This window comes from Streptococcus ovuberis, assembly GCF_012396585.1.
Taxonomy (GTDB): domain Bacteria; phylum Bacillota; class Bacilli; order Lactobacillales; family Streptococcaceae; genus Streptococcus; species Streptococcus ovuberis.
The window spans coordinates 20324-33477 of the sequence record NZ_JAAXPR010000013.1; the positions used below are offsets into that span (position 1 = coordinate 20324).

Annotated in this window: 12 protein-coding genes and 1 tRNA gene; 4 read left to right on the top strand and 9 right to left on the bottom strand. The window is 43.6% G+C overall.

What is annotated here, in order from left to right; all coding sequences use genetic code 11:
* Positions 1–105: 105 nt before the first annotated feature.
* From HF992_RS07585 to cdaA, 4 genes are all read right to left on the bottom strand, one after another.
* Positions 106–231, bottom strand: a complete 126-nt coding sequence (locus HF992_RS07585) for a DUF4044 domain-containing protein (protein WP_168549445.1) — start codon at positions 229–231, stop codon at positions 106–108.
* Positions 232–425: 194 nt separating this feature from the next.
* Entirely contained in the window at positions 426–1778 is a 1353-nt protein-coding gene (gene glmM / locus HF992_RS07590; protein ID WP_168549446.1) for a phosphoglucosamine mutase, read from the bottom strand.
* Positions 1779–1901: 123 nt separating this feature from the next.
* Positions 1902–2606, bottom strand: a complete 705-nt coding sequence (locus HF992_RS07595) for a CdaR family protein (protein WP_168549447.1) — start codon at positions 2604–2606, stop codon at positions 1902–1904.
* Positions 2603–3463, bottom strand: a complete 861-nt coding sequence (gene cdaA, locus HF992_RS07600; protein WP_168549448.1) for a diadenylate cyclase CdaA — start codon at positions 3461–3463, stop codon at positions 2603–2605. Before cdaA ends, HF992_RS07595 begins: the two co-directional genes overlap by 4 nt.
* 103 nt (positions 3464–3566) lie before the next feature.
* Here cdaA and murT point away from each other — a divergent pair, with 103 nt between their 5' ends.
* From murT to HF992_RS07620, 4 genes are all read left to right on the top strand, one after another.
* The gene (gene murT, locus HF992_RS07605) at positions 3567–4910 is read left to right on the top strand and encodes a lipid II isoglutaminyl synthase subunit MurT (protein WP_168549449.1); all 1344 of its coding nucleotides are present in this window, start codon (positions 3567–3569) and stop codon (positions 4908–4910) included.
* A complete protein-coding gene (gatD, locus tag HF992_RS07610) occupies positions 4910–5695 on the top strand; it encodes a lipid II isoglutaminyl synthase subunit GatD (protein ID WP_168549450.1) in 786 nt (261 codons plus the stop codon). The genes murT and gatD overlap by 1 nt, the downstream gene beginning before the upstream one ends.
* An 82-nt stretch (positions 5696–5777) precedes the next feature.
* On the top strand, positions 5778–6119 hold the full coding sequence (locus HF992_RS07615) for a metal-sulfur cluster assembly factor (protein WP_168549451.1): 342 nt from the start codon (positions 5778–5780) through the stop codon (positions 6117–6119).
* 150 nt (positions 6120–6269) lie between these two features.
* Positions 6270–7307, top strand: coding sequence for an acyltransferase (locus HF992_RS07620; RefSeq protein WP_168549452.1), 1038 nt, complete (start codon positions 6270–6272; stop codon positions 7305–7307).
* Positions 7308–7554: 247 nt separating this feature from the next.
* Here the strand turns inward: HF992_RS07620 and ilvD are convergent, their stop codons facing one another.
* The 5 genes from ilvD to HF992_RS07645 form a co-directional block, all read right to left on the bottom strand.
* Positions 7555–9255, bottom strand: coding sequence for a dihydroxy-acid dehydratase (ilvD, locus tag HF992_RS07625; RefSeq protein WP_168549453.1), 1701 nt, complete (start codon positions 9253–9255; stop codon positions 7555–7557).
* Between the two features lie 355 nt (positions 9256–9610).
* Positions 9611–9683: transfer RNA gene (locus HF992_RS07630), tRNA-Ala, on the bottom strand.
* A gap of 242 nt (positions 9684–9925) precedes the next feature.
* A complete protein-coding gene (locus tag HF992_RS07635) occupies positions 9926–10768 on the bottom strand; it encodes a VOC family protein (protein ID WP_168549454.1) in 843 nt (280 codons plus the stop codon).
* A gap of 150 nt (positions 10769–10918) precedes the next feature.
* Positions 10919–12100, bottom strand: coding sequence for an MFS transporter (locus HF992_RS07640; RefSeq protein WP_168549455.1), 1182 nt, complete (start codon positions 12098–12100; stop codon positions 10919–10921).
* 77 nt (positions 12101–12177) lie between these two features.
* Positions 12178–13041, bottom strand: coding sequence for an Rgg/GadR/MutR family transcriptional regulator (locus HF992_RS07645; protein ID WP_168549456.1), 864 nt, complete (start codon positions 13039–13041; stop codon positions 12178–12180).
* Positions 13042–13154: the final 113 nt, after the last annotated feature.

The window sequence follows — 13154 nt, forward strand, 5'->3', positions numbered from 1 at the left end:
GAAAGCCTGCAATAAGCCTTCTATTCTGAAAAAACAGGCTGATCCATCTTTAGATTGCTCTTTGGCTGATCTACAACTGGCTCGCCTGTTTTTTCTATATGATCCCTAAAATAGGGTATTGATTGCTGACACAACCAAACTAAAAATGGTCACAAACACCATGACTACGACAACCGCCATTGTCAATTTCTCAAACGCTGTTTTTTTCTTCTTTTGCTCACCAAAAGCCATAGTTTTTTTATTCTCCTCTAATTTCATCAGGCACCCAAAACCACTGACTACTTTTTAATGATTAGTAGCTAGTAAGTATTTCCCGAACCTTTACAATAGCCTTATTTTATCATGTTTTTAGCGATTGTTCAATCATTTTTCTTAAAAGTTAAGGGCAGGAGCTCCCTAGTTTAGGTCATCATCCTGCCCATTTTTTAATCCAGTCCGATTTCTTGTTTGACCACAGCTGCAATGGTATCCACATAATAGTCCACTTGAGCATCTGTAGGAGCTTCTGCCATAATACGAAGAAGAGGTTCTGTACCACTTGGACGAACTAAAATTCGTCCATTTCCATCCATTTCTGCCTCCATTTTCTCAATGATGGCCGCAATAGCTGGAACTTCCATGGCCTTATCCTTCATGCTGTTTTCCACGCGGATATTGACTAACTTTTGAGGGTAGATAGTGACTTGCGCAGCTAGTTCTGACAGCTTAGCCCCTGTCTCCTTCATGATTTTGGTCAATTGCACAGCAGTTAACTGGCCATCTCCTGTCGTATTGTAATCCATAAGGATAACATGTCCAGACTGTTCCCCACCAAGATTGAAGCCTGATTTTCGCATTTCTTCAACGACATAACGGTCGCCAACAGCTGTCACAGCTTTAGAAATTCCTTTCTCATCCAGAGCCTTATGAAATCCCAAATTAGACATCACAGTTGTCACAATCGTATTCTGGGCTAAAAGGCCTTTTTCAGATAGGTATTTCCCGATGATAAACATAATCTTATCCCCATCGACCAACTCCCCATTTTCATCTACCGCAATCAAGCGATCGGCATCTCCGTCAAAGGCCAGTCCCAAATCAGCGCCTTTTTCTTTGACCAGCTCTTGAAGGGCTTCCGGGTGTGTTGAACCAACACCGTCATTAATGTTAAGCCCATCCGGTTTATCGCCAATCCCTGAAATATCAGCCCCTAAATCGGCAAAAACCTGACGCGCACTAGTTGATGCAGCCCCATGAGCTGCATCTAGCGCAACTTTCATACCCTCCAGATTCTGACCTGTAGAGACCAAAAACTGTTGGTATTTGCGTAAGCCTTCTGGGTAGTCCACCAAGGTCCCTAAACCTTGAGCGCTCGGACGAGGCAAGTGGTCCTCATCGGCTTCAAGAAGTGCTTCAATCTCTGCCTCCTTCTCATCGTCCAATTTAAAACCATCATTGCCAAAAAACTTAATCCCATTATCCTGAGCAGGATTATGGCTAGCTGAAATCATGACACCAGCACTAGCCTTCTCTGTCCTGACCAAATGAGCTACACCTGGTGTTGCGATAATCCCTAAGGTATATACTTCAATTCCGACAGATAAAAGACCTGCAATCAGAGCAGATTCTAGCATCTCACCAGAAATACGAGTATCACGTCCCACAAAAACACGGGGCCGATTTACTTCGTGCTGACTGAGCACATAGCCCCCAAAACGGCCCAATTTAAACGCTAATTCCGGTGTTAACTCACGATTTGCCTCACCCCGAACGCCATCTGTTCCGAAATATTTCCCCATTATTAAATCATCCTTTTTCTTGATAGTATTGTACTGATAATATTATATTAATCAATTCATCATAACATAGCTTTATCTCATCACCTGTTACATTTTAAGACAATTTAGTGACAAAATAACAGATTAATTACTTGCTTTTTTGACCTTAATCACCATAGTAGTCTCTTCTGGTGATATTATGGCTGGCAAAAGATTCCCCTCAGCGTCAACAGCTTTTAACGTGACTGTACTCGTGATATTTTCAGAAACAGTCTGGTCACTTGGCAGGGTCGCTAAAATATGATCAATCTTGGCCATCGTTGACTCATCGGTCGTCACTTCAGCTTCAGTTACCTTGGTCGCTAAACTTGAGATAGTAACGCCTTCTTCAATTTGTTCTGCCGCAATTTCAGCTCGAATCGGAAGGGTACTTGTCACACGTTTCCCAATCTTAGCTGTAATTGAAGCAGGAATGACCGTTGCATTAACCCCAGTTGGGAGGTTCTCAATTCTTAGAGGAATATCATGACTCCCTGACTCAAAGTCATTCAAGTCTGCTGTAACGATAAAACTACGCGTCGCTTCTTGACTTTCCTTTTGGAGGGTCACACGATTAGATGACGTCAGCTGGACGGTAACATCGGATGTAAAGCCTGAGATAAAGTAAGCCTCATTGTTATAACTCAAATTAATCGGAACATTATAAATGGTATTAGTAAAGGTTTCCGAACTAGAGGTTTTTGCTAATGATGTCGTCTGAAAATTACTGAGTGAAGCATATACGAAAAGAAAGAGTGCCAAGACAAATGAAACAGCCCAGTAATAGCCACGTTGTCGCTTGCTAATCATTTACTTCCCCCTTTCCAAAACGGAGTCCAACGGGTTGAGCGGCCAGAAGACTCTTCAGAACCAAAAACACGCTCCAACTCCAGCTTAAACTCATCTCTAGTCAAATCATGCTTGAAGATCCCTTGATGAGTGACCGATATATTTCCTGTTTCTTCCGAAACGATAAAGGTAAATGCATCTGTCTGCTCAGAAAGGCCGATGGCCGCCCGGTGGCGTGTCCCAAATTCTTTTGAAATCTGACTACTATCTGAGAGAGGCAGATAAGCACTCGCTGCTGCTATCTTATTATTTTTAATGATCACTGCGCCGTCATGGAGCGGGGTATTGGGAATGAAAATGTTTATCAAGAGTTCACTCGATATATCCGCATCTAGTGAAATGCCGGTATTGATAAACTCGGCCAGAGGCTTTGTCCCTTCTACAGAAACCAAAGCGCCAATTTTACGAGGTGCCATGTAATCCGTCGCTTTCACAAAGGCTTGAATCAATTTTTCCTCGTCCGTCAAACTGTTGCTTGAAGAGAAGACCGTCGCGGTCCGTCCTAATTTTTCCAAAGCGGCGCGAATCTCTGGTGCAAAAATAACCACTGCTGCGATAATTCCGTAGGTAAAGATTTGGCTGAGCAAGAATGAAATAGTTTGCAGACCAAAGATACTAGCAATAATTTGGGCAAGGATAAACAAACCTACCCCACGAACCAGAGTCACCACACGACTTCCTGCTAAAGTCTTGATAAAAAAATACAAAATGGCCGTCACTAGGGCAATGTCCACAATATTCATCAACAAGCGCCAAGGACTGTCTACTAAGGTCTGCCAAAATTGTCCATTATTTTGCCATAATTGACTAAAACTCATTAACCGCTCCTCTCTAACTCATCTCTTCATCTGAAAAGTGTCCTTCTCCATTATATCATTTTTTCTAGATGATGGATATGAGAAATTGTGGTAAAATAAGATTATGAAATTACAAACATTATTTGGTCTTTTAGCTGGTAAAACCAGTCAATTTTTATTGCAAAAAATGGGGCGCGGCTCTACTTTCCCAGGAAAAATAGCCCTGAAATACGACCCTAAAATCCTAGAAACCCTTTCTAAAGACTATGAAATCATTGTTGTGACCGGGACCAACGGCAAAACCTTGACCACTGCTCTGACGGTTGGTATTCTTCAAGAGGCTTACGGCCAGGTCCTGACTAATCCTTCTGGAGCCAATATGATCACAGGAATCACCGCCGCTTTTTTATCTGCCAAAACAGGAAAATCTGGCAAGAAGGTCGCAGTCCTCGAAATTGATGAAGCTAGTCTTCCTAAAGTAACGGAATTTTTAAAACCCAGCCTTTTTGTGTTTACCAATATTTTCCGTGATCAGATGGACCGCTTTGGAGAGATTTATACCACCTACCAGTTTATTTTAGATGGCGCTGCCAAGGCTCCGGAAGCTACTGTTTTGCTCAATGGCGATAGCCCCTTGTTCAACTCCAATCCCATGGTTAATCCTGTTAAATACTACGGATTTGCAACGGCAGAAACCGATCCAAAACTGGCTCATTATAACACCGAAGGTGTCCTCTGCCCGCATTGCCATCACATTATCCAATTCAAAATGAATACCTACGCCAACCTTGGCAGCTACCTTTGCCCCAACTGTGACTTTAAACGGCCACAGCTGGACTATGCCTTGACAGAGCTGAGTGAATTAACGCATACTAGCAGCAGTTTCAGCATTGACGGCCAAAATTATCGCATCAATGTAGGTGGTCTCTACAATATTTACAACGCCTTAGCTGCAGTTGCTGTTGCTGAATATTTGGGAATCGCTCCGGAAACGATTAAAAAAGGCTTTGAGAAAAGCAAGGCTGTCTTTGGCCGTCAGGAAACCTTCCAAATCGGTGATAAATCTTGTACACTGGTACTCATTAAAAACCCTGTCGGCGCTAGCCAAGCCTTAGAAACGATAGCACTCGCTCCTTATGACTTTAGTTTGTCTGTCATTTTAAATGCCAACTATGCTGACGGCATTGATACGAGCTGGATTTGGGATGCTAATTTTGAACGCGTCTGCGATTTGCCAATCACAGAAATCTACTCAGCAGGTGACCGAGAATCTGAAATCGCCCGTCGTCTAAGAGTAGCTGGTTTTGATGAAACCAAGATGACCAGCTGTCAGTCTCTAGAGGATTTACTCAACCAGATTGAGCAGAGCACGACGCCTAACGCCTATATTCTTGCAACCTACACGGCCATGCTCCAACTCAGAGAACTTTTGGCTCAGAGACAAGCGGTCAGAAAGGAGATGATTTAATGGTTTATACTTCTTTGCAAAGTCCTGAAGGTAACTATCCTTACCGTCTCCGAATCGCCCATCTTTATGGGGATTTGATGAACACCTATGGAGATAACGGCAATATCCTTATGCTCAAATATGTAGCAGAAAAACTTGGGGCTTATGTGACAGTTGACATTGTCTCCATACAAGACAATTTCCAGCCGGAAGATTATCAAATTGTCTTTTTCGGTGGTGGCCAGGACTACGAACAAGCCATTATCGCTACGGACCTCCCTTCTAAAAAGGAAACCCTTAGCCACTATATTGAAAACGATGGTGTTCTTTTAGCCATCTGTGGTGGTTTTCAGTTTCTTGGCCAATACTACATCGAAGCCAGTGGAAAGCGTATTGAGGGCTTAGGGATATTAGGGCACTATACCCTTAACCAAACCAATAATCGCTTTATCGGGGACATCAAGATTCATAATCCCGAATTCAACGAAACCTACTACGGCTTTGAAAACCATCAAGGACGCACCTTTCTTTCAGACGATGAAAAACCGCTTGGTCAAATTATTTATGGTAAGGGAAATAATGGCGAAGATGGTACAGAGGGATTGCACTACAAGAATGTCTTTGGCTCCTATTTTCATGGTCCTATCTTATCGCGCAACGCGAATTTAGCCTATCGTTTAGTAACTACAGCACTTTACAAAACCTATGGGCCTGAGATTAGCTTAGCGCCATATGAGCAGATTCTCCGTAAGGAGATGCCTGAAGAATATGCAGATGTCAAATCTAAGGCAGAGTTTGATGCCTGAGTCCTCCACCTAAGGTCAATACTTGAAAAAATAGTGAAATCTTGCTATAATTTTTCAGAAATAACCGTTTGAGGTAAGTAAGATGAGAGACGACATCAAAATCAATGACCGCGCTGCTAAGATTAGTGCTAAACTAATTGAAAAACTAGAGGCTATTTACGACCCTGACATCGAGCTAGATATCTATAACCTCGGACTGATCTATGAAATCACGCTAGATGAGGAAGGGACCTGCCATCTCATCATGACCTTTACCGATGTCGGTTGCTCGTGTGCGGACACCTTACCGGATGAGATTATCGCCTCCCTTTCAGAAATCGACGGCATTAAAAAGGTTCGGGTAGAAATCGTCTGGTCACCAGCCTGGAAAGTCACCCGCATCAGCCGTTATGGGCGAATCGCGTTAGGAATTAGTCCTAAATAAGCTCCATTGAGTTTGAATTTAAAAATGCCTCTGTACCGCTGAAATCATGGGAGTGAGTGAAATTCTTCTTTACTTAGTTGAGTTTTTCTCACTCCTTTTCAGTATCCCAATTCCTCTATTGGCAGTCATAATATTCTATCAGGAGGGGCCATGCCTAATCAATCCCTTAAATCGGTGGCGATCAACTGGAAAATGCTCAGCCTCGTTCAGTTTTCCTTAGCCATTCTCGTCATACTGCTCCACGCTGGCCGGATCTTTCCCCAAGACAGTCTCCACTTTATCCAAAAAAGCCTTTTTAGCCGAGTCGCAGTCCCCTTTTTTGCCATCAGTTCCAGCTTCTTCTACCAGTATCAACTGGCGCAAGGGTATTGTCGGCTCAAAGATCTCATCCTCTCTCTCAGGAAAACCTACCTCTTTTGGTCATTGATCTTCCTCCCCTTTGCCCTAGTCTATCTAGCACAGAAGTCTATTCCCTTAGACCAAGTACCTCTGGCACTCCTCATCGCTCTTTTCTACACTGGAACCTGTTACCACCTTTGGTACATTCCAGCTTTTTTAACCGGATATAGTTTGATTCACTTCTTTCGAAGGTTTCTGTCACTCAAGACTTGCCTCTTCATCAGTCTTATCCTCTATAGTTTTGGACTTCTTGAGACCTACTCTGCCTATACAGCAGGTACTCTCATTGGGCATTTCTATCAAACTTATCAACATATTTTCTGGACAGCTCGCAATGGTATCTTTTACATGCCAGTCTTTGTTTGTCTTGGTGAGCTAGCTTATCAATTTCATTTAAAGAAGTTAAAGTACAGTCAGTTAAAAACTGGCCTCTGCCTCTCTCTCTTAACTTTTGCCCTTGAAGGATGGATCGTTTTCCGACATCAAGGGATAGATAAGAATTTTTTTCTAGGCCTCCTTCCTTTATCCTTGTTTCTCTTTACTTGGACCATCCAAACACCCCTTCTCAGTTCAAAAAATGATCAGACACTTAGAGTTCTCAAGTCACTCAGCCGTTACTATTATTTCATCCATCCAATTTTCATCGAAATAGGCTTTCTCTGCTTTCCATCTAACCATCGACAAGATTGGCAACAAGGGATCAAAGTCTTTGTCCTGACCTTAATCCTGACGCATGTGGTGAGTTGGCGAATGGTCAAGTACCTTTCCAAAAAAACTCTAGACTCGTAATCCAAACCTAGACGGTTATAGCCCTGTTATCGTAAAAACGATCTTTAAGATAGCCTGTGGCTAAACTTGGTCAAAACAAGTCGCGTCGAGAACAATCGAACACTTATACCTAAGCCATCACTGATAAAAACGCCCAAAATCAAGATTTTGGACGTTTTTTAAGTAACATCTTTGACAGATCTAAGTTCATACTTCCCTTTTTCTCGCCTGAGGACTTTTGGCATGAACGAGATCTTCCATAAACATTTTAAGCTTTTCCAGTTTTATCCAGACGCCAGAAATCTGTAACTGCCCCCTTAGCTGCTGAAGAAACCGTGTGAGCGTATTTCCCGAGAACACCACGTGAGTACAGAGGTGGCAAGACTGTCTCAGCCTTACGGCGCTTAATTTCCTCGTCTGAGACATGCATGGTGATTTCTTTTGTATCTTGATCGACCGTCACGAGATCTCCCGTATGGAGGTAAGCAATAGGACCGCCGTCTTGTGCTTCAGGCGCAATATGCCCAACCACAAGACCATAGGTTCCGCCAGAGAAGCGCCCATCAGTCAGAAGAGCTACCTTATCGCCTTGCCCCTTCCCAACAATCATGGAAGATAAGGAGAGCATCTCAGGCATACCTGGACCTCCTTTAGGTCCCACAAAGCGTACCACAACCACATCGCCATCAACGATATCATCATTCAGAACCGCCTCAATAGCCTCTTCTTCCGAATCAAAGACCTTAGCAGGTCCGGTATGACTACGGACCTTAACCCCAGAGACTTTTGCAACGGCTCCATCCGGTGCCAAGTTCCCTTTGAGGATGATAAGCGGCCCATCCGCTCGTTTTGGATTATCTAAAGGCATAATGACTTTTTGACCAGGTGTCAGATCTGGAAAATCAGCCAAATTTTCAGCAACAGTCTTACCCGTACAAGTGATACGATCGCCATGCAAGAAGCCATTGGCCAATAAATACTTCATGACAGCTGGCACACCTCCGACTTCATAGAGGTCTTGGAAGACGTACTGACCAGATGGCTTCAAATCAGCCAAGTGAGGCACGCGCTCTTGGAAATCATTAAAATCTTCCAAGGTCAAATCAACATTCGCCGCATGAGCCATGGCCAAAAGGTGAAGGGTTGCATTGGTAGAACCACCGAGAGCCATTGTCACTGTAATAGCATCTTCAAAGGCTTCACGCGTCATGATATCTGACGGCTTGATCCCAAGTTTCAACATCCGAACAACTGCACGGCCTGCTTCTTCTATGTCAGCTTGTTTATCTGCAGATTCCGCTGGATTAGAAGATGACCCTGGAAGGCTAAGGCCGATTACCTCAATCGCTGTTGCCATGGTATTGGCAGTGTACATCCCACCACAACCACCAGGTCCAGGACAGGCACTACACTCAATAGCCCGAACTTCTTCTTCGGTGATATCGCCGTTATTCCACTTACCGATCCCTTCAAAAACCGATACCAGGTCAATATTCTTCCCATTTAGATTTCCTGGCGCAATAGTGCCACCGTAAGCAAAAATCGCTGGAATATCCATATTCGCCATGGCAATAGCAGAGCCGGGCATGTTTTTGTCACAGCCACCAATTGCAATAAAAGCATCCACATTGTGACCACCCATAGCCGCCTCAATCGAATCAGCAATGATATCCCTCGAAGTCAGCGAGAAACGCATCCCTTGTGTTCCCATGGCAATCCCATCTGCAACTGTAATCGTTCCAAACTGAACTGGCCATCCGCCTGCCTCTCTCACACCTTCTTTGGCCAACTGACCAAAGTCATGGAGGTGAATATTACAGGGTGTATTTTCTGCCCAAGTCGAGATCACACCAACAATCGGTTTGTTAAAATCCTCATCAGTCATACCTGTTGCACGAAGCATCGCTCGGTTAGGCGACTTGACCATCCCATTATAAATATGACTTCTAATCTTCAACTCTTCTGACATCTGACTCTCCTCTATAAAGTCTTATTTCCTCTCTATTATAGCAAAATTTCCTGAGTTTAAGAAGTATTTTGGAAAATTATTTTCTGAATTTTACAAAACATTCAGACATTAATACAACAAAAAGAGAGCAGGTCCTCTGCGCGAAACCTAAAACTAGCACCGTATAGACTTGACTGCGCTGCTCTGAACATCACTATGACATCCTATAACTCTATCCTAAAGATGAACTCTCTGAAATATCCTCAAATGCCATCAATGTCTAAAAAAGTGACCCTCTTCTATCAAACAACATCGTAAGATCAAAAAAAGAAAACGGTGATTGCTCAACGTTTTCTTAGCTTATCGGAAGCAATGATGGAACCTAGGGGGATCGAACCCCTGACCTTTTGGCTGCCAGCCAAACGCTCTCCCAGCTGAGCTAAGGCCCCGTAAATACTATAGAAACATATCGCACAACGCTATCGCCTCACCATTTCAGTGAACTGGCGCTGCCCCTGTCGTGCAGTCACGTTGTGACTTTCGACAAAGCTCGACTAAAGCCTCGCTTAGCTGAGCTAAGGCCCCTATACAATGTCTCACCACCCTAAAATAGGATTACCACTGGTGATTGATAATCCTATTCTACCTAAACGACCTTAAGTTGTCAATACCTTTATTACAGTTTAGGACCTCATCGATAAGAAAGTTTCACTCGGATACCATCTGGATCAACGATAAAGGTCTCCTGCTGCTCCAATTCAATCTCCCAACCAACCTTTTTAGCTCTTAAAAGACATAACCTATAGTCTGTTTCCCTATCAAAATAAATACTGTAGTAGGCAAGCCCTCTCATTCCCACTCGGCGCTTCAGCAGTTTAGGCCCTGCCCACTCATTGACTGCCAAATGATGATGGTAAGTGCCTGACGCCAACCAAGCACCAGATGGAATAGAGAACTTGTCTGCTACTCCAAACACCTCTTGGAATTGGTGGGAAGACTTCTGACTGGATGGACTTTGAAGGTGAATATGACCCATCCGAGCTTCTTTGGGCATCCGATACGGTCCTGAAAAATCGGTCAGCTCAAAAAGCCCTTGTTCATCTAAAGCTTCTGTCTTGCCGATGATTTTTCCATCAGGACGAATATCCCAAGTTTCCTGAGGCAGGTCTCGATAAATTTCCAGACCATTGCCTTCAGGATCTTGCAGATACAGAGCTTCGCTATAACCGTGATCAGCCCCTCCTATCAGAGCAACCTTATTGACTAAAAAATGGCGAAAAATCTGGGATAAAGCTTCTCGGCTAGGCATCAGAATCGCTAAATGATACAAGCCTGAAGTCTCAGCTGACAAGGTCTGATCCCCCGTTTTTATCAAGCGTACCAGTTCGTGATTCTCTACTCCTAAGCTGACCCCTGTCTCGCTCTTAGCTAAGACAGTCATTCCAAGTGCCTCTTGATAAAATAAGACTTGGCGGTCTATATCAAACACGTTCAACGCCACATAACCTAATTCAAAATCTGATTGGTACAGCATAGTAACCCCTCTTTCTATGCTGTTAATTTATCACTAATTAGTAAATAAAGCAAGAAAAAGAACTTATGAATCATCCACAGAATAATCTTTCTCTGACGAAGTTGCCTTTTGCTGCAATACCGGCTATAGAGAAAAGTAGCGAAGTAGGTCCTAAACCTTAGACAAGTACTTCTTACTGTAAAGCAGGCTTAAAAGGGCAAACCCTGCAATACCTAGTCCCAGATAGAGAAAACTAGATAGGGCCACACTGTAGGGAAGTAGGGTCATTGTCAATGTTCCCACAGGCATGAGCAAAATAGCTAGCGTAAATATGGTACTGAAAACGCGCCCCAAATACTGATTAGGCACACGGATTTGAACCTGACTGAAAAAATGAATATTAAAAATCGTCAAAAAAGCCTCAAAGAAAAAGTTGGCAGTCTGAGCCAGATAACTGGAGACAGGCAGATCAAAGAGCACTAAGCTGAGCCCACACAAGGCTAAACTCAACAGTAACGTTTCCATATTAGATGGTATTTTGGGGGCTAATAAAGCTCCAATAATCGCCCCAACAGCCCCTAAACTTAAAATGCTTGCATAAGTCCCTGGTCGCTGGTAAAGCTGATCTGTAAAAGGGAGAAGGTAATTAAATCCCGCAATAAAGGCATTGACTCCGGAAGCCACCAAGAGCAGGAAAAAGACCTCTCTTTCTCGGACAATAAAGCTGACTCCTTCCTTGATATCCAGCAAAATACGCTTGACAGACCCAGGATCTGGACTTCCCTTTGGCTCTGGTTCTGCTGCGTCAATCCACCAAACCAACAGAAAGGAAAGGGCAAAACTAAATCCATCAATGAGCAGGGTCAACTGAAGACTGGCCAAATGAGCCAAAATAAATGACAAAAGCGGTGCGGACACACTGATGATTTTGAGCACCACTTCTAAGGTTGCGTTATAAGAGACTAACTCCTCTTTAGCAACGACTGTTGCAATATAAGACTTATTCGCCGGACTCGCAAAGGCAGACGATATAGCTAAAATAACATTAACCAGCAAGAGAGCATACAGCATGAGTCGATCACTTGAAATCAAGGCTACACAAAAGCACAGAAGGGCACAAAGAGCATCTGTCACCAAAAGAATCTGCCTGCGCTTGAAACGGTCTGCAACTGCTCCGCCGAAAGGATTAAATAAAAGGGACGTTACCTGCTCGGCCAACTGGTAATACCCCAAAAACTTCTGTCCAATCGCACCCATTGAAGCAATCCAAATGGTGTTCCCATAATCATAAACGACATTTCCAATTTTATTGACTGCCCTACTAGTAATCAATTTAAATATAGTTTTATTCATTATCAAAACCTCCTTTTCTCCTGAACCTATTATAGGGCATTTGAAAAAGAGGTTTGCTTTTTTTGCATATTTGGAAATTAAATCTTTTTAATCCATCTATCAAAATGTGTCTGGTAAGTCTTTGCATGATGGGTTGACCCCATCCAAGAAAAACTTTGAATGGCGTGCTCCATATCGCTTATGCCAGTTCTATCCCCTTGCGCCTGCTTGAGGAAGCCCTTGACATAGAGATAGATTAGACGATGATAGGCCTTGCGCTCATTGGTAATCAGTGGTGAGAGTACCTTATCGTAACGGCTTGCATCATCCAACTCCCCACGCTCCACCAAGGTTTCCATCACATTCAGCAGAGTGGTCTCTACCAGATTTCTATGGGTGGAAATCTCTTGGTAAAATGGCTTGCGCTTGACGACCTCGTCGACCATCCGACAGATACTGGCTGTGTCATAGAAACGGTAAAGGTTGCCGATCAAAATTAACTCGCTAATCTGCCACTGCTCGGTGCAAAAGAGATGATCGGACACAAAATCCAAATCAGCCTGCACCAATGGCTGACTGCTGTCCAGTTCTGCAATGGCTCCCAAAAAGAGAATCCGATTTAACTTAGCCCTGCGATTATTGGGGGTTAGGGTCAATTTTGTTTCTTCTGTTGCCACCATTTGAGCCAGACCTGCCAAATCTCTTTGGTAATGATACTTAGCCATCTGCGCCATGAGACCAATTTGCTCAATCCGCTGGTAGTTGTTTACACGGTCCATGAACTCGTCTGCCGTCAGTCCGATTTTGTCTAAGATGTGGAGAAAGCGACTCAGAGAAAGATCCGTTTGACCGCATTCAAAACGCGACAATTGAGCAACCGAAATCATCTCATCAGCCACATCCTGTAAGGTCAGCTGACGGTTACGACGAAACTCACGAAAAATAGAACCGTAGTTAGGCATAGGACATCCTTTCATGTGTATCAGGGGGTGAAAGGGCTAGCTGCTCTCTCTGGAGCATTGGATTGCTTGACTCAGTAAACTGGGCAAGGCTACTAATCAGTCTTTCAAGAACG

Excerpts from the sequence above, each read along its gene's own strand:
- HF992_RS07585 (WP_168549445.1), bottom strand. The coding sequence starts at position 231 with ATGGCTTTTGGTGAGCAAAAGAAGAAAAAAACAGCGTTTGAGAAATTG.
- glmM (WP_168549446.1), bottom strand. The coding sequence starts at position 1,778 with ATGGGGAAATATTTCGGAACAGATGGCGTTCGGGGTGAGGCAAATCGT.
- HF992_RS07595 (WP_168549447.1), bottom strand. The coding sequence starts at position 2,606 with ATGATTAGCAAGCGACAACGTGGCTATTACTGGGCTGTTTCATTTGTC.
- cdaA (WP_168549448.1), bottom strand. The coding sequence starts at position 3,463 with ATGAGTTTTAGTCAATTATGGCAAAATAATGGACAATTTTGGCAGACC.
- murT (WP_168549449.1), top strand. The coding sequence starts at position 3,567 with ATGAAATTACAAACATTATTTGGTCTTTTAGCTGGTAAAACCAGTCAA.
- gatD (WP_168549450.1), top strand. The coding sequence starts at position 4,910 with ATGGTTTATACTTCTTTGCAAAGTCCTGAAGGTAACTATCCTTACCGT.
- HF992_RS07615 (WP_168549451.1), top strand. The coding sequence starts at position 5,778 with ATGAGAGACGACATCAAAATCAATGACCGCGCTGCTAAGATTAGTGCT.
- HF992_RS07620 (WP_168549452.1), top strand. The coding sequence starts at position 6,270 with ATGCCTAATCAATCCCTTAAATCGGTGGCGATCAACTGGAAAATGCTC.
- ilvD (WP_168549453.1), bottom strand. The coding sequence starts at position 9,255 with ATGTCAGAAGAGTTGAAGATTAGAAGTCATATTTATAATGGGATGGTC.
- HF992_RS07635 (WP_168549454.1), bottom strand. The coding sequence starts at position 10,768 with ATGCTGTACCAATCAGATTTTGAATTAGGTTATGTGGCGTTGAACGTG.
- HF992_RS07640 (WP_168549455.1), bottom strand. The coding sequence starts at position 12,100 with ATGAATAAAACTATATTTAAATTGATTACTAGTAGGGCAGTCAATAAA.
- HF992_RS07645 (WP_168549456.1), bottom strand. The coding sequence starts at position 13,041 with ATGCCTAACTACGGTTCTATTTTTCGTGAGTTTCGTCGTAACCGTCAG.